At 39.0% G+C, this 25858-nt stretch carries 31 protein-coding genes and 1 pseudogene; 16 read left to right on the forward strand and 16 right to left on the reverse strand.

Translation table 11 applies throughout. From position 1 onward, the window contains the following. Nucleotides 1–88 precede the first annotated feature (88 nt). The 3 genes from FJR09_RS18280 to FJR09_RS18290 are packed head-to-tail and all read left to right on the forward strand — an operon-like array spanning nt 89 to nt 1585. Nucleotides 89–367 carry a monovalent cation/H(+) antiporter subunit G gene (locus FJR09_RS18280; protein WP_015083252.1) on the forward strand — a complete coding sequence of 93 codons (279 nt, stop codon included), beginning with the start codon at nt 89–91 and terminating at the stop codon, nt 365–367. Then, the gene (locus tag FJR09_RS18285; protein WP_015083251.1) at nt 360–926 is read left to right on the forward strand and encodes a DUF4040 domain-containing protein; all 567 of its coding nucleotides are present in this window, start codon (nt 360–362) and stop codon (nt 924–926) included. Before FJR09_RS18280 ends, FJR09_RS18285 begins: the two co-directional genes overlap by 8 nt. Next, nucleotides 923–1585 (forward strand): Na(+)/H(+) antiporter subunit B, encoded by a 663-nt coding sequence (locus FJR09_RS18290; RefSeq protein ID WP_015083250.1) that lies wholly within the window; start codon nt 923–925, stop codon nt 1583–1585. Before FJR09_RS18285 ends, FJR09_RS18290 begins: the two co-directional genes overlap by 4 nt. A 323-nt stretch (nt 1586–1908) precedes the next feature. Here FJR09_RS18290 and dusB read toward each other — a convergent pair whose 3' ends face one another. Then, entirely contained in the window at nt 1909–2961 is a 1053-nt protein-coding gene (gene dusB / locus FJR09_RS18295; protein ID WP_015083248.1) for a tRNA dihydrouridine synthase DusB, read from the reverse strand. A gap of 110 nt (nt 2962–3071) precedes the next feature. On the opposite strand from dusB, the gene FJR09_RS18300 reads away from it, so the two are divergent. Next, nucleotides 3072–3566: a TM2 domain-containing protein gene (locus FJR09_RS18300; protein WP_015083247.1), complete on the forward strand. Its 495-nt coding sequence runs from the start codon at nt 3072–3074 to the stop codon at nt 3564–3566. A 4-nt stretch (nt 3567–3570) separates the two neighbouring features. On the opposite strand, the gene FJR09_RS18305 is transcribed toward FJR09_RS18300, so the two are convergent. The 3 genes from FJR09_RS18305 to thrC form a co-directional block, all read right to left on the reverse strand. After that, a complete protein-coding gene (locus FJR09_RS18305) occupies nt 3571–4056 on the reverse strand; it encodes a DUF2996 domain-containing protein (RefSeq protein ID WP_015083246.1) in 486 nt (161 codons plus the stop codon). A gap of 284 nt (nt 4057–4340) precedes the next feature. Further along, the gene (locus FJR09_RS18310; protein ID WP_015083245.1) at nt 4341–4616 is read right to left on the reverse strand and encodes a MoaD/ThiS family protein; all 276 of its coding nucleotides are present in this window, start codon (nt 4614–4616) and stop codon (nt 4341–4343) included. An 86-nt stretch (nt 4617–4702) separates the two neighbouring features. Then, nucleotides 4703–6007 carry a threonine synthase gene (thrC, locus tag FJR09_RS18315; RefSeq protein WP_168654150.1) on the reverse strand — a complete coding sequence of 435 codons (1305 nt, stop codon included), beginning with the start codon at nt 6005–6007 and terminating at the stop codon, nt 4703–4705. A 392-nt stretch (nt 6008–6399) separates the two neighbouring features. Between thrC and FJR09_RS18320 the strand changes: the two genes are divergently transcribed. From FJR09_RS18320 to lepB, 6 genes are all read left to right on the forward strand, one after another. Next, nucleotides 6400–6681: a hypothetical protein gene (locus FJR09_RS18320; RefSeq protein WP_174783335.1), complete on the forward strand. Its 282-nt coding sequence runs from the start codon at nt 6400–6402 to the stop codon at nt 6679–6681. 195 nt (nt 6682–6876) lie between these two features. Further along, nucleotides 6877–7371, forward strand: a complete 495-nt coding sequence (locus tag FJR09_RS18325) for a LysM peptidoglycan-binding domain-containing protein (protein ID WP_148760119.1) — start codon at nt 6877–6879, stop codon at nt 7369–7371. After that, the gene (locus tag FJR09_RS18330) at nt 7368–7550 is read left to right on the forward strand and encodes a hypothetical protein (protein WP_148279137.1); all 183 of its coding nucleotides are present in this window, start codon (nt 7368–7370) and stop codon (nt 7548–7550) included. Before FJR09_RS18325 ends, FJR09_RS18330 begins: the two co-directional genes overlap by 4 nt. Further along, nucleotides 7543–8034, forward strand: a complete 492-nt coding sequence (locus FJR09_RS18335) for a nucleotide exchange factor GrpE (RefSeq protein ID WP_015083242.1) — start codon at nt 7543–7545, stop codon at nt 8032–8034. The genes FJR09_RS18330 and FJR09_RS18335 overlap by 8 nt, the downstream gene beginning before the upstream one ends. Further along, complete coding sequence (locus tag FJR09_RS18340; RefSeq protein ID WP_015083241.1) at nt 8024–8287, forward strand: hypothetical protein; 264 nt, start codon at nt 8024–8026, stop codon at nt 8285–8287. Before FJR09_RS18335 ends, FJR09_RS18340 begins: the two co-directional genes overlap by 11 nt. Beyond that, nucleotides 8268–8840 carry a signal peptidase I gene (gene lepB, locus FJR09_RS18345; RefSeq protein WP_015083240.1) on the forward strand — a complete coding sequence of 191 codons (573 nt, stop codon included), beginning with the start codon at nt 8268–8270 and terminating at the stop codon, nt 8838–8840. The genes FJR09_RS18340 and lepB overlap by 20 nt, the downstream gene beginning before the upstream one ends. On the opposite strand, the gene FJR09_RS25445 is transcribed toward lepB, so the two are convergent. The 5 genes from FJR09_RS25445 to FJR09_RS18360 form a co-directional block, all read right to left on the reverse strand. Further along, nucleotides 8797–8970: a hypothetical protein gene (locus FJR09_RS25445; protein ID WP_235082128.1), complete on the reverse strand. Its 174-nt coding sequence runs from the start codon at nt 8968–8970 to the stop codon at nt 8797–8799. The genes lepB and FJR09_RS25445 overlap by 44 nt on opposite strands. Further along, nucleotides 8915–9058, reverse strand: a complete 144-nt coding sequence (locus tag FJR09_RS25450) for a hypothetical protein (RefSeq protein ID WP_254433140.1) — start codon at nt 9056–9058, stop codon at nt 8915–8917. The genes FJR09_RS25445 and FJR09_RS25450 overlap by 56 nt, the downstream gene beginning before the upstream one ends. After that, the gene (locus tag FJR09_RS25455; protein ID WP_254433141.1) at nt 9003–9146 is read right to left on the reverse strand and encodes a hypothetical protein; all 144 of its coding nucleotides are present in this window, start codon (nt 9144–9146) and stop codon (nt 9003–9005) included. Before FJR09_RS25455 ends, FJR09_RS25450 begins: the two co-directional genes overlap by 56 nt. 68 nt (nt 9147–9214) lie before the next feature. Then, nucleotides 9215–9745, reverse strand: a complete 531-nt coding sequence (locus tag FJR09_RS18355) for a ComEA family DNA-binding protein (RefSeq protein WP_015083239.1) — start codon at nt 9743–9745, stop codon at nt 9215–9217. A gap of 83 nt (nt 9746–9828) precedes the next feature. Continuing rightward, nucleotides 9829–10200, reverse strand: a complete 372-nt coding sequence (locus FJR09_RS18360) for an NINE protein (protein WP_041458635.1) — start codon at nt 10198–10200, stop codon at nt 9829–9831. Nucleotides 10201–10545: 345 nt separating this feature from the next. Here FJR09_RS18360 and FJR09_RS18365 point away from each other — a divergent pair, with 345 nt between their 5' ends. The 3 genes and pseudogenes from FJR09_RS18365 (at nt 10546) to FJR09_RS18375 (ending at nt 14042) form a co-directional block, all read left to right on the forward strand. Next, on the forward strand, nt 10546–11472 hold the full coding sequence (locus FJR09_RS18365; protein WP_235082127.1) for a DnaJ domain-containing protein: 927 nt from the start codon (nt 10546–10548) through the stop codon (nt 11470–11472). 164 nt (nt 11473–11636) lie between these two features. Next, the gene (locus tag FJR09_RS18370) at nt 11637–11939 is read left to right on the forward strand and encodes a DUF1825 family protein (protein ID WP_015083236.1); all 303 of its coding nucleotides are present in this window, start codon (nt 11637–11639) and stop codon (nt 11937–11939) included. Nucleotides 11940–12465: 526 nt separating this feature from the next. Then, nucleotides 12466–14042, forward strand: a pseudogene (locus FJR09_RS18375) (group II intron reverse transcriptase/maturase). Here FJR09_RS18375 and FJR09_RS18380 read toward each other — a convergent pair. Both FJR09_RS18380 and FJR09_RS18385 read right to left on the reverse strand, forming a co-directional pair. After that, on the reverse strand, nt 14023–14328 hold the full coding sequence (locus FJR09_RS18380; protein ID WP_217361133.1) for a hypothetical protein: 306 nt from the start codon (nt 14326–14328) through the stop codon (nt 14023–14025). The pseudogene FJR09_RS18375 and the gene FJR09_RS18380 overlap by 20 nt on opposite strands. A gap of 15 nt (nt 14329–14343) precedes the next feature. After that, nucleotides 14344–16266, reverse strand: a complete 1923-nt coding sequence (locus FJR09_RS18385) for a transglycosylase domain-containing protein (RefSeq protein WP_015083233.1) — start codon at nt 16264–16266, stop codon at nt 14344–14346. A 173-nt stretch (nt 16267–16439) separates the two neighbouring features. Here FJR09_RS18385 and tyrS point away from each other — a divergent pair, with 173 nt between their 5' ends. From tyrS to FJR09_RS18400, 3 genes are all read left to right on the forward strand, one after another. Continuing rightward, complete coding sequence (tyrS, locus tag FJR09_RS18390) at nt 16440–17630, forward strand: tyrosine--tRNA ligase (RefSeq protein WP_174783190.1); 1191 nt, start codon at nt 16440–16442, stop codon at nt 17628–17630. Nucleotides 17631–18325: 695 nt separating this feature from the next. After that, nucleotides 18326–19036 carry an orotidine-5'-phosphate decarboxylase gene (gene pyrF / locus FJR09_RS18395; protein ID WP_168653798.1) on the forward strand — a complete coding sequence of 237 codons (711 nt, stop codon included), beginning with the start codon at nt 18326–18328 and terminating at the stop codon, nt 19034–19036. Nucleotides 19037–19203: 167 nt separating this feature from the next. Further along, entirely contained in the window at nt 19204–19854 is a 651-nt protein-coding gene (locus FJR09_RS18400; RefSeq protein ID WP_168634418.1) for a hypothetical protein, read from the forward strand. 67 nt (nt 19855–19921) lie between these two features. On the opposite strand, the gene hemJ is transcribed toward FJR09_RS18400, so the two are convergent. The 5 genes from hemJ to FJR09_RS18425 form a co-directional block, all read right to left on the reverse strand. After that, the gene (hemJ, locus tag FJR09_RS18405; protein ID WP_148760141.1) at nt 19922–20500 is read right to left on the reverse strand and encodes a protoporphyrinogen oxidase HemJ; all 579 of its coding nucleotides are present in this window, start codon (nt 20498–20500) and stop codon (nt 19922–19924) included. Between the two features lie 121 nt (nt 20501–20621). Further along, nucleotides 20622–21209, reverse strand: a complete 588-nt coding sequence (locus tag FJR09_RS18410; protein WP_174782926.1) for a hypothetical protein — start codon at nt 21207–21209, stop codon at nt 20622–20624. A gap of 213 nt (nt 21210–21422) precedes the next feature. After that, nucleotides 21423–22316, reverse strand: a complete 894-nt coding sequence (gene yhdJ, locus FJR09_RS18415; protein WP_168653797.1) for an adenine-specific DNA-methyltransferase — start codon at nt 22314–22316, stop codon at nt 21423–21425. Nucleotides 22317–22557: 241 nt separating this feature from the next. Then, nucleotides 22558–23409 (reverse strand): alpha/beta fold hydrolase, encoded by an 852-nt coding sequence (locus FJR09_RS18420; RefSeq protein ID WP_168634419.1) that lies wholly within the window; start codon nt 23407–23409, stop codon nt 22558–22560. Between the two features lie 271 nt (nt 23410–23680). Beyond that, on the reverse strand, nt 23681–25369 hold the full coding sequence (locus FJR09_RS18425; RefSeq protein ID WP_015083224.1) for a TrkA family potassium uptake protein: 1689 nt from the start codon (nt 25367–25369) through the stop codon (nt 23681–23683). Nucleotides 25370–25858 lie beyond the last annotated feature (489 nt).

A 25858-nucleotide genomic window follows, 5' to 3' on the forward strand; every position in this document is an offset into this window, starting at 1 on the left:
ATCTTAATTAATAATTTATTTACTAGATACTAAAAGAAGTCGGGGATCTGACAACTAGCAACTTTTACAATTCAAATAGGACTACTAAATGATCAACATTCTTAGTTATACCTGCATAGGTATCGGCATAGTTTTCTGGTTTTGGGGAACTTCTCATTTAGTCAGCAACAGATCAGTATTATTCAAATTACATGGACTTTCTGTTGCTGATACGTTAGGTTCAATGATGATTATTGTCGGACTATTATTGAAAATACCCAGTGAATGGCCATTACTTATTCTTGGCATTATCTCCTTAGCAATTTGGAATACTATGCTGGGTTATGTATTAGCATATTGTTCAACAGCAGAGGAAAAACATGAATGATACTTATCTCTATTTAATCATTGCTTTATTACCCTTAACTGCGGGGATGTTAGTAACTCAAACTAACCCCTATCATGCCTTAATCATTCGTGGGGTACTCGGTGCAGTTGCGGCAATGGTAGATGCAGTTTTAGGTGCAGCAGATGTGGCTTTAACAGAAGCATTAATGGGAACAATGCTATCAATTACCCTCTATGCGATCGCAGTTCGTTCATCCTTAGTATTACGTCTTGGTGTCATGGAAAATCAGTCAATAGAAAAAAATCAGGATAGCAATTTTCAACAACTGATAAACGATTTTCGCAGCATTTTTAATGAACATTATTTACGTCTAGAACTCGTACCTTATCCTACTAAAGAAACCTTACAACAGGCATTAATAGAAAAAGAAATTCATGCTAGTTGTGTGCAATTAGAAAAAAGTGAGCAAGCACAGGAAACATACCAAACTGTAATTAGAGTGGAACGCATCTATAAGATTATGCAAAGTAAACTTTCATCACCAAAAACAACTTTACAATATTTCAATATTTTAGATTCAGGAGCGCAAAATTTATGAAATTAGTTTACATTTTAGCCGGAATAGCTTTATTTGTGAAAATGCTGATTATGCCTAATTCCGAACTAAATTTACCAGATATTTCCATTGTGGAAACAGTGGTTAAAGAAAGTGGTGTTCCCAATGCAGTATCAGGGATTATTTTCAGAAATCGGCTATATGATACAATCTTTGAAGTTATTGTTTTTACTATAGCCATTCTCGGAGCTAATTTTTTATTAGCTAATGAAAAACCATCTTGCAGCATCTATCAATTTAAAGATCAACCATCAATAATATTAGCTCGTCTAGGGGCGACAATTGCGGCATTAGTGGGCATTGAATTAGCAATTAGGGGGCATTTGAGTCCGGGAGGTGGTTTTGCGGCTGGGGTGGCTGGAGGAACAGCAATCGGACTCATAGCAATTACCTCATCATACCAATGGATGCAGGATATTTACCAACAGTGGCACGCGGCTATGTGGGAAAAGATTTCGGTGTTAGTCTTTATTGTTTTATCAGTGATAACTTTGTCGGGATTTGAGTTACCACACGGTGAGTTAGGAATGCTTTTTAGTGGCGGAATTTTGCCAATATTAAATATCTTAGTTGCTGTTAAAGTGGCATTAGGTTCTTGGGCTGTGATTTTGATTTTTATTCGTTATCGGGGTTTGTTATAAAAAGTGGGAGTTTAAAGAATTAGCGATCGCACTTAAGTAGGTGAACACAATAAAACCAAACTGTGTAAAGAAATGTAAAATCGCCTAAACCCTCTTCACTCTTGCCTCTTGCCTTTTGCTTTGCCATAACGACAATTTTCAACGCCAACCTACTTAGGGACTTCCAAGAAATAAATTATCCTGATTAACGAACCACAGAGGCGCAGAGGACACAGAGGAATAAGGGTTTGAGAGATTTTTGCGTTAGGTGGTTGAGTATTTTTTTATTTGGAAGTCCCTTAGCTTGTGTTAACCTATCGCTTAACCTAATCTAGAAATCAATGCTAAAGTGCAATAATAGCTGGTACTTCTTCTTCAACTTCATAACCATTTGCTAATCTTTCTATCGCACCATCAATTAAATCTAAACCTTGTTGGACAGTTTCCATTAAACTTAACTTACCCCGTAAATCAGCCGCACCCATAAAGCCTTTTGCATACCAAGTCATGTGTTTACGAGCTTGACGGACTCCCCTATCTCCCTTGTATTCCCACAAAGCAAAAAGATGTTCTCTGGCACATTCTAAGCGTTGAATTGGGTTAGGTGGTGTTAATAATTCTCCAGTTTTTAAGAAATGATCAACCTCACCAACTAAAAACGGATAACCTAAAGTTCCACGAGAACACATTACCCCATCTGCACCAGTTTGTTCTAAACATTTTACCGCAGCTTCCACAGAGAAAATATCCCCATTACCAATTACAGGAATTGATAAAATTTCCTTGACTTTTTTGATCCATTCCCACCGCGCATTACCATTGTAACCTTGAGCGCGAGTCCGTCCATGCACAGTAATCATTTTTGCTCCCGCGTCTTCCATTCTTTTCGCAAAATCAAGAATAGTAATTTCATGATCATTCCAACCAATGCGGGTTTTCACCGTCACGGGAACATCTACAGCTTTGACAACTTCTCGGACAATTGCTTCCGCAATTTCTGGTTGACGTAATAAAGAAGAACCACCACCATTTTTAGTAATTTTATTAACAGGACATCCCATATTAATATCAATCGTATCCGCACCTTCAGCCACTGCTTTTATGGCTGCTTCCGCGAGAAAATCCGGACGACAATCAAATAATTGAATACTAATTGGACGTTCATTAGGATCTACTTCCATAATGATTGGTAACTGCTTAACGTAATGCAAACCCGTAGCATTTACCATTTCTGTATACACCATAGATTCTGGTGCATAACGACGCACTAAACGCCGAAACACCATATCTGTCACCCCGGACAAAGGAGACTGTAAAACCCGGCTTTTAACCTCAAATGAGCCAATTTTTAAAGGAGTGGAAAGTCTAGCTTGAAGTTCGGGAGAAAGGTAAATCATGGTTAGAATTAAAAATACAATCGTTAATTGGGGAATCGAAGGCTGACAAGGGGTATTTAATTGAAGTGTGGACTCTTAAACCAGTAAATCCTAAATGGACATAAAATAAAATGAGCATAAAAAATAACGAAAATAAAGACCGGATTCTTGTCTCTTACCTTTTATGTGGGGCTGGTTTTTTGGGAATAAACGGTTTACATCGGTTATATAATGGCAAAACCGCTACTGGTTTATTATGGCTATTTACCTGCGGTTTATTTTACATGGGGCAAATCTATGATTTATTAATCATACCGAATATGGTTGACGAATATGAGCAGAATTTGCGGTTAAAAGCAGGTTTATCACCTCTGGGTATACCCATGAATGAACGGATATTTATTTCCCAAGTCCAGAAACCAACTGATAAACCACTGATTGTTAAACTGATAGAAGCCGCAGAGGCTAATGGTGGTAGTTTAACTGTAATTCAAGGTGTTAGGGCTACCGGATCTGGTATTGTGGAAGTGGAAACTATACTCAGAGAAATGCTGCAATCAGATCATCTCAGAATAGGTAACGACCCCATTTCTGGAGTCGTTACTTATTATTTCGATGAATTGTAAAGTTCTAATTTCTACCTAGCCACTTTTGTCCATTTAAGCGATATACTAGCCGAGATACCAACAATTCTAGGGTAGTTTTGCGCTCATCAATTAGAAATGACTCCAAGGTACTGGGTTTTTTACCTTCATTACAGGAAAATCCCTTTTTACCTTGAATATTTTCTTCAGGAAAATATACGTTAAACTGGCGTTGTCCCCCTTGCCAAGAACCAATAACTTGCCAACATTCTTCCGCTGAATTAAAACCAATAATAGAATATTTCTGCTTGGCAAAAGTCAGCTTTACATCTGGCACACCTTCTTTAGTAATTGCCTCTTGCAACGCTGGGAGGTAATGCTGCTGCATAAACTCTTCAAAAGGCTTATCTTCCAATGCTGGGGGTTTTTCCTTTTTGGCAGCTTTAGTCTCTGCTGGGGGCTTTTCTGGGGCGGTTGCAGCAGGATTAGAAGCTACATCTCCCGCTTGATTTTGATTAGTTTCTTCTGCCATTGCTCATTTTGGGGTAGTCAGTTATTTTTATTTTGACATACCAGAGCATAGCTACAGCTATTTAGATATAAAATAAGATTTCAAGAGTAATTAACCGCAGATTAACGCAGATTAGCGCAGATAAAGACGGATGAATTAATAAGTTTCATGATTCTGTGCAGCTTGGACTATCATTCGGATAAAATCGTTTAAATAGTAACTTTTCAAGAAGTATGTTGGATAAAATGGGTAATGGGTAATGGGTAATTTGGGACTTTTAAAATCCCATACCCTCCAGCGATATTTCAACCACCTGCAACAGCGGGAACAATACTCACTTCATCTTTATCCTCAAGTGGTGTTTCTGTATTTTGTAAAAATCGAATATCTTCGCTGTTGACATAGAAATTTAAGAACCGTAAAGGCTCTCCGTTTGGCTTCCGCAAACGCCCCTTAATAGCAGGATAGCTTGTTTCTAAGTAATCAAACAATTCAGAAATATTACTACCACTACATTCTAAGACAGCTTGATCTTCTGTAAACTTTTGTAGAACTGTGGGAACTAAAACTTTGACAGCCATTGTTTAAACGTTAATTGTTAGTGAGTGATTTGGTTGGTAGGGGTTTAGCAGTGCTAAACCCCTACAATTAATTGTTAGTGACAGGATTAAACTGTAACTTCTTGCCATTCTAAGCGGTCAAGTGTGCGGGATCTTTCTAAAGCCCGTTCAAAACTGTCTAGTTTGGCATCAATTGTTAAAGGTTCACCAATGTAGCCTTGAATTGCTTCCTGGGTTTTCAAACCATTGCCAGTGATATAAACCACTGTAGTTTCATCTGGATCAATTTTGCCAGCTTCTACTAATTTTTTAAGAACAGCAACGGTTGTACCACCTGCGGTTTCGGTAAAGATACCTTCGGTTTCTGCCAATAGTTTGATACCTTCGATAATTTCGGCATCATTAACTGATTCAATATTACCGTTGGTTTTGTTTGCTATTTCTACAGCATATACGCCGTCTGCGGGATTGCCAATCGCAATGGATTTAGCAATTGTGTTAGGTTTAACTGGTTGAATAAAGTCTCTACCTTCTTTAAAAGCTTTCGCAATGGGGGAACAACCTTCCGCTTGAGCGCCACTAAAGCGAACATCTTTACCTTCTACCAAACCAACTTCGACAAATTCTTGGAAACCTTTATAAATTTTGGTAAACAGAGAACCAGAAGCCAAAGGGGCAACTATATGATCTGGTAATTGCCAACCTAGTTGTTCTGCAACTTCAAAGGCTAATGTCTTAGAACCTTCAGAGTAGTAAGGACGCAGGTTAATATTCACAAAACCCCAACCGTGGGTATTGGCAACTTCTGAGCAAAGACGATTAACTTGATCATAGTTGCCTTTGACTGACATCAGGGTAGGACTATAAATCAAGCTACCGATGACTTTACCAGCTTCTAAGTCAGAAGGGATAAATACACAGCAATCTAAACCAGCGTAGGCGGCGATCGCTGCGGTAGAATTTGCTAAATTACCTGTACTAGCACAAGAAACAGTCGTAAAACCCAATTCTCTTGCTCTACTGAGGGCAACTGACACCACCCGATCCTTAAAGCTCAGGGTGGGCATATTGACGGCATCATTTTTAATATAAAGTTTATTTAGACCCAGGCGACGGGCAAGACGGTGGGAACGCACCAAGGGAGTCATTCCTGTTCCCACATCTATATAATCATCTGTAGCAACTGGCAAAAAGTGACGATAGCGCCAGATAGAATTGGGACCAGCTTCAATAGTTTCTCGACTAACTAAACTCCGCAGCACATTGTAATCATATTTGACTTCCAACGGTCCAAAACACAATTCACATACATGAGTGGCTTTAAGTTCGTATTCTGCTCCACATTCTTTACACTTCAAAGCCTTGAGAATAGAAGTGTTCGCTTGGTTGAGGTTTGTAATCGCCTGAGTCATAATTTTGCGTTCCCTGGGTATCCGTCAACTTTGGAATGATACTAGCACAAGGCAAAATCCACGTCAAACATACCCGACCATTTTTATCGGGTTTGGTTACTCAAGAGTTAGTTAAGTTCTCATTAATAATTAAATCCCATATTCCGCACTTCATTTTGTAATATGCGAATATTTCCTTAATTTTATTTTTTATTGTCTTTAAAAATACATATTTTATCAAATACTTTAAGCTTTAATACGTAAGATTTTGAACCTTATTAAGAATAATTCTTGAAAAGGGTCATACTAGATTATGAGTGCGGAATGTCGGTTAAAAAATAATCCCTTTGTCAAAGTGAGTTGTAATTTTTCAAGGGGGCAGGTAGATGAGAAAATTTATCAAGAATTAGAATATGATTCCTGAACTTCAGCCAGAACGACTACAAAACTTGAGTCAAGAATTACAATTTGCTATTAATACTAATAATATCTCCTCCATGGAGGATCACAGTCAAAAAACCAGAAGAGAAATTCGCAATTTACCTGATGAAGTCCAGTTAGTACAAGGTTGTATTCTCGCTATCCAACAAGCCAAAGCCGTTGCCCCTACTGAAGCTAATGCCATGTCTGACAAACTCTCTCGGATGTTAAATGCAGCCATCAGTAGTGATAGTAATGAGGTAGATCATTTATAGCGGGAATTAAAAGAATGCAGAATTTAGAATTTAGAATTTAGAATTACGTTTTGCAACGGGGATTTTACCCCGACGCAAAACCCGCTGCTTGTAGAAGCAGGGGACTTTAACCCCCAAAGGTAAGTTAAAACCAGATGTGCAACATTGGTTAAATCAAGAATTACCCAGTCATAGTATTATCACGGGACTTAAGCGATGAACACCAAAACTAAAGTTGATTGTCCTGTTTGCGGGTATCAAGGAATTGAGGGCAACATTTGTCCTAATTGTGATACTGATGTTTCTCTAATTCGCTCATTGGCAGAATTACCCCAGCAGCCAAAATCCTGGACAACAGGCATCGCTATCTTAATGCTGATGATTGGTATTACTATCGGTGTAGGAGGTAGTTTTTTTGCCCTGCAAACAGCTATATATACCGCAACAGTTCCTAAACCTACAGTTACTACTACTCCTAATCTCAGTCCCCAGGTAATTACCCCTGTCATTCCTAAACCAGCGTCACCACTAGCCACTTATACCGTAAAATCAGGAGATACTCTTAGTAGTATTGCTGGCAAGTTTTGTAGTAAACCTACTGATTGGCAATTAATCGTTGCCGCTAACGCCGAATTACAAAAACGGGAAAATAAATTAGATATAGATCAGGAGTTGAAAATTCCTAGTAGCTGTAAAAGGAAAAACCCATGATGATAGTTGACAACTTCAAACAAGCTAGTCAGAAAGCTGAAAATTTTGCCCAAAAAAAACAACTGCGGGCAGCGGTAATTACTGCGGAAACGCTTTTGAGTAATCATCCTCATTCCCAAATTAACACTTGGGCTAACAAAATTCTAACTGTGCTATCTAAAGAGATTTCCCGTGCCTGACTTATCCCCAAACTATCTAATTAGCTTAGAATTACGAGAATTACTCGTCCAAAAACTCGGCATTCTGCAAAAAGATAATGTAGTATTACAGCAGTCTTTGAGAGAACAGCAAACCCGAACTACAGCCCAAACAGAAGATTTATTCTTGGAACTTTTAGAAGTTGCTGATGCCTTAGAAGCTTTATTAGACTATCTAGAAAACAATCCCAATCCTAGTCCAGAATTTATCGAACGCTTACCCAGATCCATAGGTGCAGTTAATCGCAAGTTTCTCGGTGTTTTAGGAAAGCGCCAACTTTTACCTATAGAATTACAAGAAGGCACAGAACCAGATTTTAACTTATGTCGCGTCATTGATCGGGAAGAAAGAACGGATATCCCAGACCAAACAATCACTAAAATTGTCCGTCGCGGATTTCATTTAGGTGAAAAAGTCCTCCGTCCCGCAGAAGTCATTACCGCTAAATCAGATAATGGTCATTAGTCAGTTGTCCGTTGTCCGTTGTCCGTTGTCAGTAGGGGCGAAGCATTTGGAAGATAAATTATCGGTCATTGCCAAAAATAGTTCTCCAAATGCTTCGCCCGTACAGTTGTCCGTTGTCCGTTGTCATTGGGAAAATTCTTTCCCCCCCCAACTCCCCCAACTCCCCCAACTCCCCCAACTCCCCCAACTTCCCCAACTCCCCCTGCCCTTCTATCCCCCTTACACTGTTAACTATGACTCCTCACGAAAGTGATATAAAAGATGCTTCTTCACAAACAAAAATCTGGAGTGGTTGGCAGGAAAATTTAGTTTTAATAACTATTGCCCTGTGTTTAGCTCTGCTAATTCGGACATTTATCGCTGAACCACGCCTGATTCCATCAGAATCAATGTACCCTACTTTACACACAGGCGATCGCTTGGTCATAGAAAAAGTATCATACCGGATTCATCCTCCTAAAATCGGCGATATCGTCGTTTTTAACTCACCACCAGAATTACAAAGACGCGGATATTCTCAAAACCAAGCCTTTATCAAACGGGTAATTGGTGAACCAGGAGCAGTAATTAGCATCGCTCAAAGCAAAGTTTACCTCAACGGTACAGCCTTAACAGAAGACTACATTGCTGAACCACCAAATAGCCCATTTCCAGAAATCAAAGTCCCGGAAGGCGCATTTTTCGTCATGGGAGACAACCGCAATGATAGTAATGACTCTCGCTATTGGGGTTTTGTCCCCCGTCAAAACGTCATCGGTCGTGCTACATTTCGCTTCTGGCCTCTTGACCGTATCGGCTTAATCTAGTCCACTGACAACTGACAAATGACAACTGTACGGGCGAAGCATTTGGAGAACTATTTTTGGCAATGACCGATAATTTATCTTCCAAATGCTTCGCCCCTACTGACAAATGACAACTGTACGGGCGAAGCATTTGGAGAACTATTTTTAGTAATGACCGATAATTTATCTTCCAAATGCTTCGCCCCTACTGACAAATGACAACTGTACGGGCGAAGCATTTGGAGAACTATTTTTAGTAATGACCGATAATTTATCTTCCAAATGCTTCGCCCCTACTGACCACTGACAACTGTACGGGCGAAGCATTTGGAGAACTATTTTTAGTAATGACCGATAATTTATCTTCCAAATGCTTCGCCCCTACTGACCACTGACTAAAACCGCAAATAATACATCAACTGAGCGATCGCATCCCCAGATAATTCTAAACGTTGTTGAAAATCTGCTAAACTCCGGTAAGAACCAGCAGCCAGACGGTTTTCCACAACTGTCTGTGCTAGGGATAAATCTATAAAAGGGATTTTGGCAAGACTTTCTACCGAAGCAGTATTAGGGTTAACTTGCTGGGGTTTATCGAGGGAATTTTGATCATAATAATTAAAATTCAGCAAAGACTTGAGCGGTTCTAATCGTTGTACTGGCAAACCCAAAGCCGCAGCCACATCTTCGATACAATAGAATATCACACCAGCGCGAGAAAGTTCCACAAGCGATCGCCCTTGGTGAATTGACAACCCAGGTAAACGCAGCCAATCATCCACAGTTGCTTGATTAGCATCAATACCCAAACCCAATTCAGCGGCCATTTGTACCTCTTCCCCCGACTGTAAACGATAATAAGGATCATTCAGCAGCTTGGCGCGAAGCTTTTGCAATTTCAGATTTAAAGGTAGCCACTTATTCATTCTTAACCTGATCCTTTTACCAATTACCAATTACCAATTACCAATTACCAATTACCAATTACTAATTACCAATTACCAATTACCTAAATTTGATCTAACATTTGCCGACGTTTTTGCTCAAACTCGTATTCAGAAATTAATCCATCTTGACGGAGTGCTTCTAACTCACGCAAAGCATTAGCAACTGATTCTACTTGATTCCCAACTTGGGTTGATACCTTCATTACTGATTCACCCAAATTAAAATACCGATCAAAAGTTTCTTCATCTTGAGTTAAATACCAAACCCCTTCAATAGCACAAGCTACCTTGGGAATCGGTGTCCAAGACAATAGAACATACAGTATTCCCCAAAGTGGCTGTCCCACGTAGAATTTATGTAAACCCGAAATCGTTAATGTGCCAGAAAAGGCTAAAATAGCAGCAATAGTCCGGCTTTTTCGTTTAGTTAAGATCATTTTATCTATAGCCATTCTACTTGATTCATGAACTGATTAATTCTTCAGAGGGAACAGGGAACGGGCAACAGAGAACAGAGAAAACTCATGTTTAAAAACATGAGATTGAAATAATGAAACTGTTTTTTTCGGGCTACGCATATTTTAAAAACATCTTTTTTTTGACTCAAGTTCTGAACTAGTGAAACTTTAGTTTCTTATCTGTTCCCTCTTCCCTCTTCCCTCTTCCCTCTTTTTGTAATAATATAGAATTATTGCTTGCTTGACAGTCATGCTCAAAATACCGAATGGAACTTTAAGATAAAATTCAGTAATAGTCAAGATTAATTTGTAAATAATGATATGATGCCACTCAATTCCCTATCAACAGAATGGTTAAACCTGCTTTTTGATCCCTACGCTGTGCTAGGGGTGTCAGTGAATGCTGATGAACGTCAAATCAGTAAACGGTATTATATTCTAGCAAAGTTGCTACATCCTGATAACTATATCAAGCATAACCAACCAGATCAGGAATTAGCTCAAGCAGTATTTACACAATTGATTAATCCAGCTTATGAACAACTCAATCAGACGAAAAAACGCTTAAATGTAATAAATTTACTACGCTCAGAAGCAGAAGTTTTAGATCCACAGAAAGTCCGTGCTATCAAAGTTTCTACCATTCAGGCAATATCAACAATGTCTGCTGAAGAAGCAGAATTATTTTATGAAGACGTAGTTACATCCTATGGGTATGAGCAATATCATTCATTACCTCAGTCATGTCACATAACACAGCAATTAAGTACGTTAAATATAGTCTATCTATCACACCAAAAACCAAACAGTCCACTGGCTAATCAATCTAAATCTATCATCCCCCAGGAAGAAAACCAGAGACCTCCAGACACCTCATCTTCAACAACAATTCTCAAACCAGAGCCAATAAGCTATGCTCAAGTTTACTATGAGAGAGCCGTAGAATATTATAATCAGGAAAACTGGAACTTAGCAGTAAAAGAACTGCGAGATGCTATTAAATTAGACCTAAATAACAGTGATTACTACGCACTACTGGGAGTAGTCCATTTTCACCAGAAATTTATAGGCATGAGTAAAGTCTACATCGGTCAAGCATTAAAAATTAATCCTCAACAACCACTAGCCTTAAAATACGCTGCCCTTTTGCCAATTCAAGTCAATGAAACAGTTAAGCCTCAATCAATGTCCAAAGCCTTGAGTATTGCTTCTTTCTTAGGTAAGTTTTTATCAACCAAACTTCATTAACATCCCCCCTAACTCTATCCACTTGAAGTCAAGTAGTGAAATTTCGGTAAAAACTCCTACTTGAACCGAAGTAGTTTCCCTAGATGAATCTTCTACACTAAAATGGGAACAGAGACAAAATTTGAAGCTACTGAAGTCATAGCACTCAGTTAAAGAAAAGCAAAATGGGATTCTTCGACTCGGAAATAGTCCAGCACGAAGCCAAGCAATTGTTTGAAGATTATCAAGCACTGATTCAGCTTGGCAACAGCTACGGCAAATTTGACCGCGAGGGCAAAAAGCTGTTTATTGAGCAAATGGAATCCATGATGGACAGATATCGCGTCTTTATGAAGCGTTTCGAGCTATCAGAGGATTTCATGGCGCAAATGACCATACAGCAACTAAAAACTCAACTAGGTCAGTTTGGCGTAACTCCACAGCAAATGTTTGATCAGTGCGATTCGTTGTTAGCTGAATCACGGTAATCAGTCCGTACATAAGCTAACCAACCCAATCCAATCCAATCATGGAAAAAGGTTGAACTCTCGGTCTGATATGGGTGAAAGTCCCATCTACCAGACTCAGGTATGACTCCCTATCTGCCCACGATGACCCGACTCGGTATCGGGAGGTCGAAGCTGGGAACAGGGCATAATCAGACATCCGTTGTGGGGTGACACTGGTGCTAATGGGGAGTTCCTACGGTGAAACACCAGCCTAGAAAAGCAACCGAACATTGAGCAGGACACAACAGCAAAATCCTGACTTCACTGGAGCATAATTCCCGCCGCATATTGGTCAGATAGCGGTAAGAGTCTAGGGAATCCAGTGGTTGAATTGGCTACACCTAACGGAACTATCAATCAACCGAGGGAACGAATAAAAACGGATTGAGGGTCTAAGGGCGGTCGAACCCTAAGTAGGCTGGACGAGCAGCGGAAATCCCTCAATCCGGGTAGGACAGGCCGTAATTGGTCTGAGGTGTTCAGAATACACAAATGGTCGCAGAGCATGATTAGACACAGAGGCAACTCTAGTGAATCCTGGAAGACGTTGCCTTGGAAGAAATTCCGCCGTAACTTATTCCGCCTACAAAAACGCGTGTATAAAGCTGTTCTTGTTGGAGACAAGCGCAAAGCGAAGTCCTTACAAAAGCTGATTCTGAAATCAACCTCCGCAAGATTACTGGCTATTCGTCAAGTAACACAGCTAAATGCTGGGCAAAAGACAGCGGGAATTGACGGTAAAACCGCGCTCTCTTTTGAGCAAAGGTTTCAACTGAGCGAAAAACTCTCAAGCGAATGTAACGACTGGAAACACCAGGGATTACGTGAAATACCTATCCCCAAAAAGGATGGCAAAACCCGAATTCTCAAAGTCCCCACTATTGCAGATAGGGCGTATCAATGCCTTGTTAAATACGCATTAGATCCAGCACACGAAGCAACTTTCCATGACAGGAGCTACGGGTTTAGAACGAGACGCTCGGCACACGATGCCCAGAAATTCCTGTTCAATAACCTAAATTCTCGCGTCAACGGAATAGATAAACGAGTTATAGAACTCGACATCGAAAAATGCTTTGATAGGATAAACCACACCGCCATTATGGACAGACTCATTGCTCCCAAGAGCATAAGACAAGGAATTTTCCGATGTCTCAAAGCCGGAGTTAATCCAGAGTTTCCCGAACAAGGAACACCTCAAGGTGGTATGGTAAGCCCACTATTAGCTAACATCGCCTTAAATGGGATTGAAAGTATTCACAGATATCACAGGACATCCAACTGTAGAATCACAGACAAAACCTCCAAGGAATATATTATTGAGCCATCAGTCCGCTACGCAGATGACATGGTAATAATACTCCGTCCCCAAGACGATGCTACCGTTATACTTGATAAAATCAGTCAGTTTTTAGCAGAGCGGGGAATGAAAGTCAGTGAGCAAAAGACAAAGCTAACCGCCGCGACAGATGGGTTTGATTTCCTCGGCTGGAACTTTAAAATCCAGAAAAACGGAAAGTTTAGATGTACCCCCTCAGTGGATAACTACAAAGCTTTTCGCAAGAAAGTAAAACACATCATCAACAACTCGAATTATGGTGCTACCACAAAGGCTGAGAAATTAGCCCCAGTAGTTAGAGGTTGGAGGAATTACCACCGCTTCTGCAAGATGGATGGGTCGAAGTTTTCCTTATGGCACATCAATCACAGAGCATTCAGGGTATTCAACAAGGAAACTAAGCAGAATCGCCATACCTGCCACGAGCTAATCAAGAAAGCATTCCCAGCAGTTCCTTACTCCGAAAACAAACACATCAATGTCAAAGGTGAGAAATCACCCTACGATGGAGATTTAAGTTACTGGAGCGAGCGCAACAGCAAGCTCTATAACAGCGATACCTCTAAAGCCCTTAAACGGCAAAACCATAAATGTGGTCATTGTGGATTGAAAATGATTGGGGATGAGAAGGTACATTTGCATCATTGTTGATGGAAACCATAACAATTGGAAACCTAAAAACCTTCTAGCCATTCACTTTCATCTGCCACGATTATATACATATCAGCAAAAGCGGAAGCTAAGAACATCGGGAGCCGGGTGCGGTGAAAGTCGCACGCCCGGATCTAACTGAGAGGGGCGAGGAATAATATCCTCCCTCGACTCAACCAATGAACGTGACATTAGAAAGGATGAAAGCGGAATTGGAACAAACAAAATAACTGGGAACAGGGGAGGCAGTGGGAAAATTCTTTCTCCCACTGACAACGGACAACGGACAACGGACAACTGTACGGGCGAAGTATTTGGAGAACTATTTTTGGCAATGACCGATAATTTATCTTCCAAATGCTTCGCCCCTACTGACAACTGACAACTGACCAATTAGTTTGATTTGGGACGGGGAAACTGAGAAGGAGGCTTAAACTTTTCTACGGGTACGCCCTTAAGTGCTTTTGTCATAAAATCTCGCCAAATGGGGGCTACAGTACCACCACCAGTTGCTCCACTAGCTAACTGTTTGCTGTCGTCCCGTCCTACCCAGACAGCAGTAGTTAGTTGGGGTACAGTACCTACAAACCAAATATCCTTTTCTGAGGATGTAGTTCCTGTTTTACCCGCACTGGGGCGATTTATAGCAGCACCTTTTCCCGTACCTTCTGTCATTACTGAAGTCATGATATCAATAGTCGCTGCTGATGCCCAAGGGTCAAGAACTTGTTTAGGTTTGGGTGTATTATCGAGAATCACGTTACCAGCACTATCTGTAATTCTCACAATTACAGTAGATGGTGACTGCCAGCCATAATTAGCAAAGGTAGCATAGGCACTGGCCATTTCTAGGGGAGTGACACCAATAGCACCCAAAGGTAAAGAGGTAACAGGTTCCATGGGACTCATAATTCCTAATGTCCGGCAGGTTTCAATCACCTTATTCATCCCCACCGATTTACCAAGTTTAATCACTGGGATGTTTCGAGATTGAGCGAGGGCTTTGCGAATTGACATCGCTCCGGCAAAGCCACCATCATAGTTTCTTGGGAAGTACCTATTATTACCATCTTGGTAGCTGACTGGAGCATCTATCACTGTGCTATCTGGTGCATATTTGCCAGTAGCAAAGGCGGTATAGTAAACAAATGGTTTAAATGAAGAGCCTGGTTGTCGTTGAGCTTGTGTAGCTCGGTTAAATTCACTGGCTTTGTAATCTACACCACCGACAAGGGCTTTCACAAAATGGGTGCGGGGATCAATTGACACTAAGGCCATTTGATTCTTATTCAACCCTTGAGACTGAAGCTTTTCATGCCAATCTCTAACGGTTTCTTCGGCCATTGCTTGGAATTTAGCATCAACCGTAGTTTGGACGCGCATTCCCCCTTTGAGCAGAGAATCACGTCCAAATTTTTTCGCCAACTCTTGGGCTACAGTATTGGTAATATAAGGTGAGGCACTACCTTGAAAAGACCTGATTTTACCCAGTTTAATTGGTTGTTTCAGGGCATCATCATATTCTTTTTGGGTAATCCAATTCAATTCGATCATTCGCCCCAGAACTTCTTTTTGTTTCTGTTTGGCCAATTTCATGCTTGCAAAAGGGCTAAACTCTTCTGGTGCTTGGATTAAACCCGCCATCATAGCTGATTCACCCAAAGTTAAATATTCTGCTGATTTATTAAAATAACTGCGGGCTGCTGTTTGCACACCGTAGTTATTATGACCCCAATAAACTTGATTGAGGTACATTTCTAGAATTTCCTCTTTGCTGAGGATTTGCTCTAACCGAATTGCTAGGACAGCCTCGGCTAACTTCCGCGTAAATGCCCGTTTTTGAGACAAAAATAAGTTTTTTACTAACTGCATGGTGATGGTAGAACCACCTTCTTTTACGCCACCTGCTACCATGTTGACTATGACGGCACGGCCAACACCAGTGGGATTAATCCCGTGATGATCGTAGAAGTGACCATCTTCACTGGCTAGGACGGCGCGTTTGAGGTTGGGGGAAACTTTATTGAGGGGTACTACTTCTCGGTTAGCTTCTCCGTGAATACTGGTTAAAAGTTTGCCTTTTATATCGTATATGTAAGTTGTTTCCGAGGGGAAAAAGTTTTTTATTTGTCTAACATCTGGTAAATTACGGAAACTAATGGCTAAACCTACCAGTGTTCCCGCAACAATAGAGCTTGTTAGGAGTGTTATGGATAGCAAAGTACCGCCAGTTATCTGACCTACTCCCTTAAAAAACTCAAATCCAGATGAATCCTTCTCTTGTGGTTGTTTGTTTGCAAAAGTCCTAGACGACACGGCGATCTCACTTCCTCACTTGTAAATTTAAATGTAATTCATTAAATGGAAAAAGGCAGTTAATTTTTTGTAATTATAGTAATCTGGCCGGAGAAAGGACAGATAATTGGTTTGTGAACATAACAGACTTAACTTTTAGAGTGGAAAGTATAGTTAATAGCGAATTTCTTAGTATGACGCAAAGTTTCTCTTGGTTGCATCGTGGTGTGGCAGAAATTTTTCCCCATAATGGTGATAATGATCCGGAAAGTTTGGAAAAGCGGTTACTCAATTCTGACTGTCCGTTAAGGATTAAACTGGGTATTGACCCGACTGGGGCAGATATTCATTTGGGTCATAGTATACCTGTACGGAAATTACGGGCTTTTCAAGATGCTGGTCATACAGCGGTACTGATTATTGGTGATTTTACTGCCCGAATTGGTGATCCTACTGGTAAATCTGAGGTGCGTCGTCAACTTACGGAAGCTGATGTGGCACAAAATGCCCAAACTTATCTTGACCAAGTCCGTCCTATTTTAGATTTTGATACTCCCGGTAGGTTAGAAGTCCGTTATAACTCAGAATGGCTTTCCCGTCTAGATTTGGGGAAAACTTTGGAGTTACTTTCCACAATGACGGTCGGACAAATGTTGGCTAAGGAAGGTTTTGCGGAACGTTATAAACAAGAGAGTCCTATTTTTCTCCATGAGTTCCTGTATCCACTGATGCAAGGTTATGATTCTGTGGCTGTGGAAGCTGATGTGGAATTGGGAGGGACTGATCAAAAATTTAACATCGCTGTGGGACGAGATCTACAACGTCATTTTGGTCTAAAACCTCAATTTGGACTGTTATTACCAATTTTAATTGGGACTGATGGTGTCCAAAAAATGTCTAAGTCTTTGGGTAATTATGTGGGGTTGGGTGAACATCCTTCCCAAAAGTATCAAAAACTTCAAGGTATACCAGATAATTTACTGTCACAGTATTTTGAACTGCTCACAGATTTATCTTTGGATGGTCTGCCAGAAAACCCGCGCCACGCCCAAGAATTTTTAGCCTGGGAAATTGTCCGTCAGTATCACGGTGAACAAGCGGCTAATGAGGCGAAGGAGGCGGCAAAAAGTGGTGGGAAGGAGGGAGCATTACCAGAATTTTCTCTGGCTGCTGTTCCTCAATTTCCGGCGAAATTAGCGTTTATTTTAGGTGCTACCGGTTTATGTAAAAGTACAGCCGAAGGTAAACGGAAAATTCAGGAGGGTGGAGTGAGGATAAATAGTGATAAGATTGCTGATGCGGATTTAAGTTTTTCTACACCTGATGATTTATATGATAAGGTGTTACAGGTGGGTAAGAAGAATTTTGTGCGGTTGGTAAAGTAGCTGTCAGCTATCAGCACTCCAGAGTCAGTCAGGGAATCTATTCCCTGTCTAAAAATAAGAATGACTTTGATGTTTTTATTTATCTTATTTAAAATTTTTATCGTTAGCATGATTTTAATATCTTTGCTGATTCCGTCATCATAAACTGTCTATTTTGTCAACCCACCCTTGACGTTGCTTTACAAAACTACATCAAGGTATTTCTAAATTTGTCCAAAAAATTCTCTATCACTCCTGAATATTTTCCCCGTCCTCACTTTCCCTATTTCTCAAATACCTATAAATAAAGGATTTCCAGATTGTACTTCCTACAATTTTAGAAAATTGATATACTACGCCTAAATTATGAAATTTTACCAAATCGCTGAAACTATTGCAAGATCGTTGATAAATAGAAATTATTCTCAATAAAATATTAAGAAAATATAAATATGAAGTTATATTAATTTTTCTAAAATAGAAATATTTAAACTATTTTCCAAATATTCATAATTTACACTTATAAATTAGGGAAATAACAGGGTTAAGAGCAAAATTTTTGTTGTGGTCTATTACACAGTATTTATATATTATTAAACACTTATAGGCTTTAATTAAGTAAATCTAATTGTTAAACTACTCAAAAGTAGTCATATTAAACATCGCTATTAAAGTATAATAAATTGGATAATATGTAATAAGTAATAACCAGAATTATGAATGATGAAAAAATTATTGTACCTTTAGATGTACCAGATTTAGACAGTGCGATCGCTCTTGTTGATAAACTTCCCCAAGTCACTTTCTGGAAAGTTGGTTTGGAGTTGTTTACTAGCACTGGTCCCAAGATTCTGGAAATCCTCAAATCTCAAGAAAAGCGAATTTTCCTAGATTTGAAATTTCACGATATCCCCAATACTGTCGCCGGTGCTTGTCGCGCTGCGGCTGGTTATGGGGTGGATTTATTGACAATTCACGCAACTTGTGGTAATGATGCTTTAAAAGCTGCGGCGGAAGCGGTGCAAATTGGGGCGGAAAAAGCCGGGACAAAACCACCTCAGTTAATCGCTATTACGTTGTTAACCAGTATTTCGGCGCGACAATTGGCGGTTGATTTAAAAATACCTTTAGAATTGCCAGAATTTGCTTTAGAAATGGCACTGTTGGCACAGAATTCTGGTTTAAATGGGGCTGTTTGTTCTCCCCAAGAGGTGCAACAATTAAGAGCAAGTTGTGAAAAAGACTTTTTGCTGGTTTGTCCAGGGGTGCGGCCAACATGGGCCGAGAAGGGAGATCAAAAGCGATCGCTCACTCCCTCTCAAGCTATCACAGCGGGTGCAGACTATCTCGTTATCGGTCGTCCCATTACTGCGGCGGCTGTTCCTGAGTTAGCTTGGAATCAGATTTTAGAGGAGTTGAAGATATAATCTGATTATCAAGATAGTTCTTCCTCGTCATTTCTATCATAACAAATTCAAAATCAATTGTCAACCCTCTTAATACTATTTTTTTGCCTTTGTTGGGGGTAAGTTATTAAATCAAATCGGTTTTACGTTTTACGTTAATTAGACACCAATTGTAGCAAAAATGAGCAATGCTAAACCCTGACTGTAGTTTAGGAATTCCAGAGGAAAAAAGCAAAAGGAAGAAGAAAGTAAATTTCTCTCCTGCTTTTTGGTGCTTATATTTGATAGCCTGTAATTGCTGGCTGTTTATTTCTCCTGGATTTCATTACTCCGCTGATGCTAAAAATATTCCTCCCAAACCTGTAAATCCCAAAATTAGTAATTCTTGTTCTGAGCAAAGTTTAGAAACTTTAACAACTCAGCTAATATTAGATATACCTAGCTATACTAATCGTGTTATCCAGCGTGCGCGTATTCTGAACAGGAGTGTTGATACTTTTTCCTATATATTAGTTGCTGGTAAACCAGAATTTGAACCTTTACCATTAAATCCAAGTATTGATAATGGGGATAAGTATAACGCCAAAGGAGTAAAACAGGTTTTCTTTACTACCCTAGAACGGACATATATCCACAAAAAACCTGTGGAATTACAAGAATTTCACAGGCTATTTTTGACAAAAACGAACATTGGTTGGACTGTGGTAATGATGTTTACCCAAGACGGTAGTTATCCAGTCAAACCACCTATCGCACCACCGAGAAATAGTAGTAACGGGGCGATCGCTCAAGGTGTTAAACTATGGTTACGGGATTGTCAAGCTGGCAGTGTTCGATAATCATATCATTGTTTTTGTTTCGCGCAGAGGCGCAGAGAAGCAAAGGCGCAAAGGAAAAAATACATGATTACCCTTGGGGAATTTGATTTAATTCTGCTGTGAGTTTTTCTTGATTACGTCTGCGGATTTTGGCGTAAAGTTGAATACTCACAGCCATGAAAATCACTAAACCAAAAATTAACCAAGCTGTAATATCCGTTGGTAAGTTATTCTTAAATGTCGCCAACATCACAATTACAACTAATAAAAGTGTTGGTGCTTCATTTAATGCGCGTAAACTTTGACCAGTCCACTTACATTCATTTGCTGCTAACTGCTTCATTAATCTTCCACAGTAGTAATGATAGCCAATTAATATACCTACAAACCCTAATTTGAAATGTAACCAGGGTTCTTGTAGCAGTTCCATGTTTGTAGATAAGATTCCAATGGCCATTGCTACCGTTACGCACATACCTGGAGTGGTAATAATATCGTAAAGACGCTTTTCCATGATTTGATACTGGTTTTTCAGTATCGTTCTTGCTGGTTCTGGTTCAAGGTTCGCTTCAACGTGGTAGATAAACAACCGCACTAGGTAAAATAACCCCGCAAACCAAACCACAAAGCCAATAATATGAAATGCTTTAAACCACGAATAAGCCATGAATCCTAACCTACCTTCATCAATTTACAAATGATTGCATCTACTCTCATTATCAGGTTATGGTGATTTTACAGCAAGGATGCAGGTAGGTTAAGAAGTGTAAATCTTATATTTATCATCATCATATTTCATCCTCAACTACTTCTTCTTCCATATTGAACTCAACTCGACTTTGTAAAACTATTTCTTCAATTACTTGAATACCCCTTTGAAAATCTAAGACTTTATTAAAACGAAGTATTAACTCTGGAATATTTATCACTTCCTCTATACATTCCATATATTTCTTAATAATAGCTTTGATTTGATATCTTATCCTGGCTTGTTCCTCAATATTTTTGAGTAAATATTCAACTTCATCCTCAGTTTTGATTACAAAAGTAACTGGATATTTTTGTACCTTATCAATATCTAAAAAATATTTTCCCGTATCTAAAGTTTCTGTAACTTGAAAAAACCTTCCCAGAGGCTTCATAACAAAATCTATCCCACCATCATTTGCATTTGTGCGTCCAGTCTTATACAAAATCAAATGATCAACATTTAATTCATATTGTGACCAACCCCAGTATATTTTTTGCTCTGCATAATACTGTTTTAAAATCGCATAACTCACAATTTCAAATACTCTAGCATCTACATTTGGCTTTAATAGACTTCTAATAAATTCAATTGCTGCTTCAGATGACTGATTTTGAATTTCCATCATTTTTTGACAATAAATCATGAATTCATTGAATGATTTCATTCTGGCTTGAATATAAGCATCAATGATATCTTTAACGGATTTAGAAATATTGATTAATTGCTCACCAATTTCGATTTTTAAAAGATTTTCATTAATCCAATATCTATTTGTTGTTGAATCTCTCCATCTCCAGGAAAATATTTATTAAGAATATTAATTATTGTTTTCGTGAAATCATGCTGTAGTATTTGCATCAAAGATACTCCCTTGGATAAAATCTAAATCTACTTTTTTACCATTTTTATTTTTGACATTATGGTTTTTCTGTGGTGGTAAGAGTTTTTCTCCTTTATATTCTGCCATTTTTAAAACCCTTCTTAACCCAATTTTTAGATATTCTTCTTGTAGTTCAATACTGATAGATTCCCTACCTAAAACTTTAGCTACAGCAGCAGTTGTAAAAGTTCCAGCAAAAGGATCAAGTATTAAGCTTCCTTCATGGCTACTTGCTAAAATAATTCTTTCTAATAATGACGCTGGTTTTTGTGAAGGATGGTTTTCGTATTCTTCCATGCGATATCTAACACGGGGAAAATACCAAGCATTACCAGGTACTTTTTCTGTATTATAGGGAGTAGGAACTGATTTCCTGTAATCAATTAATTTACGTTGTGCGCCTGTTTTTGCTTCAACTTTGATATCATCTGCATTAAAAATATAATTATTTTTATTTTTGACACAATGAAGAATAGGTTCATACATTGAACCAAAGTATTTTGTAGCTTGAACTCCAGAACTATCATAATGCCATATTATGCGACTGAGAATAGTTAATTTTTTTCTCAAGTAAATATCAAAATAAGGCATTGCTTGGGTACTTGTCATCACATAAATTGTACCATTTTGTTTGAGAATGCGAATACATTCATCAAGCCATTGATATGACCAATTTATATATTCTGCTTCTGATTCCCATTTATCATGGAAATTACCAAATTTCTTACCTATATTATAGGGAGGATCGATAAAAATTAAATCTACTGATTCTGAAGGAATATGATTTGATAAAACGCTAATAGCATCACCATGAAAGATGGTATGTTGTTGATTTTTATATTGTTCAATCATTATTTTAAATAGGTAGAAAAGATTTTGAATGTGCAGATCAAAAACTGATATAGTATTTCCTCGTCTAAAGAAGTACAAAAACATCTGCGTTTGTCTGCGTTTATCTGCGTTTAATTATTACTTCTTTTACCTCACTTGAATAGGAATTGCTATAAAGTAATATATCATGTGACTTTACTATCCTTCTTCTCAGAAATACATAAAAGAGGGATAGCAGAGAACAAGAAACACAGGTTTATAACTAATTCGATTGGGAACGCCGGACAAATGGGAGTAAATCCTGTAAAATCACTTCATGATAATGTTCTTGGGGATAATGTCCCACATTATTAAGTTTAATTATTTCACCATTGGCGACAGATTTAACGAAAGTTTCCGCCATATCTACAGATAACCAAGGATCAATTATCCCCCATTGGACTAAAATAGGTTGTGGCCATTCTTTAAACCCATTTTCTATTTCTATCATCGCTTTTTCTAGTTGAAAATTGCGAATTGTGGTGAGGAGACTTCTCCCAGAAGCAGAACTTTTCAAAAATGGTTTTCTATAAATATCTAAATCTTCATCTTCAATGCGGTAACGACTACCCCCTTCCAATGTTCTATCAACCAACAAAGGATCTTGGGTAATGATATCTCCAGCTAATGGTAAACCCATTTGTTTGATTTTCCAAGGAATTTTGGCAGAAGTAGAAATTGGTGTATTTAAAATCGCTATATTAGCAATCTTTTCAGGATGACGTAAGGCATATTGTAACCCAACTGAACCTAAAAATCCTTGGACAACTAAGGAAAATCTTTCTAGTTCTAAAGCTTTAACAAATCCATCCAAAGCTGTGATAAATGCGTCCGGAGTATAAGCAAAATCCTGTTTTTCGGGTTTACCAGAAAATCCGTAACCAATCCAGTCCGGTGCGATCGCTCTATTTCCCTGTGCTGCTAAACTGGGAATAACATTTCTCCAACTATAACTTTGAGAAACTAACCCGTGTAAGCATAACACAGGGATTAAATCAGTTCTCCCAATCGGTTCAGCTTCCCGATAAAACCATTCTAAAGAATCTACCGTAATTTTATGTTCTTGAATTGACACGCTATTTTCCTATTTGGGAATGCAATAACACTGTACAAGTGCTACATTATCATCCTACAAATAGGTAACAGGTGAGCAAATTCAACCTTTGCGCCTTTGCGCGTGCATCTTTCAGAGTAACTTCGTTAACGCGCAGCGTGCCGTAGGCATAACATAATTCCCAAAAAAAGAAAAAAATTTCGCATTTTATAGATAAAGGGGGTTGACTTGCGGCTGGGAATCTGATATAGTTGAAACTGACGAGGAAGAACTATCTTGCCATAAAAATTAATTAAACTCCAATACCTTTTCCTTCTTCTCGCCATAACTGATTTAACCTGTTAGCGGGCATGGTTAAATACAAAACATCTCCAGGGGCGAGAATCGTTTCTAATAAATCCCAGCCTTGTACAGTTTCGTGGTTGATTTCCACATACAAAGGCACAAAATCCGCCAACTTGGCCACATCTTTCACCCACTCATCACAGAAAGGGTGTATTGGTGTAATTGTGGTGGCAAAAGCTACCCATAAATTATCAGCAATAATGCCATTACCAATAATCCTACCACCTAGGGCAGCAGCAGCGAAGGCAGGGGCAGCTAGTTCAGCGGGACTGAGTACAGCTTCAAAGTCAAATACCTGTTGTGCTATACCAGCAAAATCGGGATCAGCATAGTTGACAATCACAGGAATATTCGGTGCTAAAGCCTTAGCTTTGAGAGCAATTTCCAAATTAGTAGCATCATTGCTAGTGACAGCTAAAACTGCGGTAGCTGTGTTGATATTACTTGACTGTAGAGTAGCGCGAAAACTGGCATCAGCAAGGATGACAGGAATACTCATACCTCTAGCAGTAGTCACATATCTATTATTAGCGTCTGTTTCAATTACTACTACTTCATGGCCACTCAGATGTAATTGTTGAACAATTCTAATGCCGATACCACTTAAACCGCAAACAATATAATGATTATGTTGGGGAATTCTCGCTGCGTCTAAAAATTGTTTTAAGCGACTACCCAGGATAAAATCTGTCAGCGTAGCGTACCAAAGCCCAATTACCACAGCCCCAATTAGCATAATGATAACGGTAAATAATTTGATGCTATCAGGTGCATTTTCTACGACTTTATCATTACCACCAGCCCCTGTAATCATGCCGACAGCAAAATATAAAGCATCAACAAAAGAGAGATTATGCTTACTGGCAACATAGGTAAATGTAGAGAGTAAAATAATTACTAATAAAGCTATTGCCATGCCGACAACTGATTGGGCGTGTTTCTGAAATTCCCTAATATTAGCAAAAGCTTTGATTAATTTTCTAATAAATGATTTACGTTGTGGACGAATGCGGGGTTGAGTGCCAATAATTAAGCGATCACCTACTTTCAATTGTTGATCTAATAACACTGCTGAAACTACATTCATTTTCCCTTGGATAGGGACATAATAAATCAGCATTCGCGTTGGATCTTCCCATAAACAGCTAATTTTTCTACCCTTCCAAGCATGATTTTCGTGAATATATTCTTCTTGAATTGGCCAAGTTTGCTCAAGTAATTTAATTTGGCCAATGGCTTTGTTTCCTAAAGCGGCAAAGGTAAATACTGGTGCGGCTAAACCCACAACACTCAAACTTAAATGATTTGACAAAGTTTGATCAAGACGTTCACCTAAATTCGTATTATAAAAACGGTTAATAATCCGAATTTGGGGATTAAGTACCCGTGCTTGCATCATGATTGATAAATTTAGGGCATCATCAGAAGTCGCAATTACTAAAGTATGTGCTTCGGTAATTCCCGCTGCTTGCAAAGTGGCAACTGCCTGTAACTCACCAACAATTACATTAGCAGCAGTTTCACCAGCAACGGGTTTGCGATGAATACCTACTACTAAAGCCCCATGTTCTCTCAGTAACCGAAATATTTTATATCCGGTACGCCCTAAGCCGCAAACAATAATTCGAGGTTTCATAAAACCGCAGCATAAAATTTATATAAATGGCTACATAGGGGGTGCTGAAAAAGTTGTCTGTGAGGGCTAGGAGTCAGGAGTCAGGAGTCAGGAGTCAGGAGCGATGCCCTGAGCTTGTCGAAGGGTCAGGAGGAAGAATTAGAAGAAGAGAAGAATAGTTTTGAATCTGGTCAAGTGATAGGTTTTTGCTGATTTCAACCCTTATTCCTTGCACCTGATTCACCTTTTTTACCTTCAAACTCTTGATATATCTCAGTTCTAGGTTTATTCAGCAGCCCCTACATATCAATTATCAAAAAAGAATTCAGGAGTTGGAATTGAATTCAATAATCTCTATTCTTGCTTAACTAACGGGATAATAACTGTAACTGAACACACTATAGGGATAAGATCCCCGACTTCTTAGAAAAGTCGGGGATCTGACTCTTGCAGAAAATTAAAAATAATTAGAAAATGCACATAATAATCCGACAACCCTCTAACTAATGT

Origin of the sequence: Dolichospermum sp. UHCC 0406 (genome assembly GCF_009712025.1) — a bacterium.
Lineage (GTDB): Bacteria > Cyanobacteriota > Cyanobacteriia > Cyanobacteriales > Nostocaceae > Dolichospermum > Dolichospermum lemmermannii.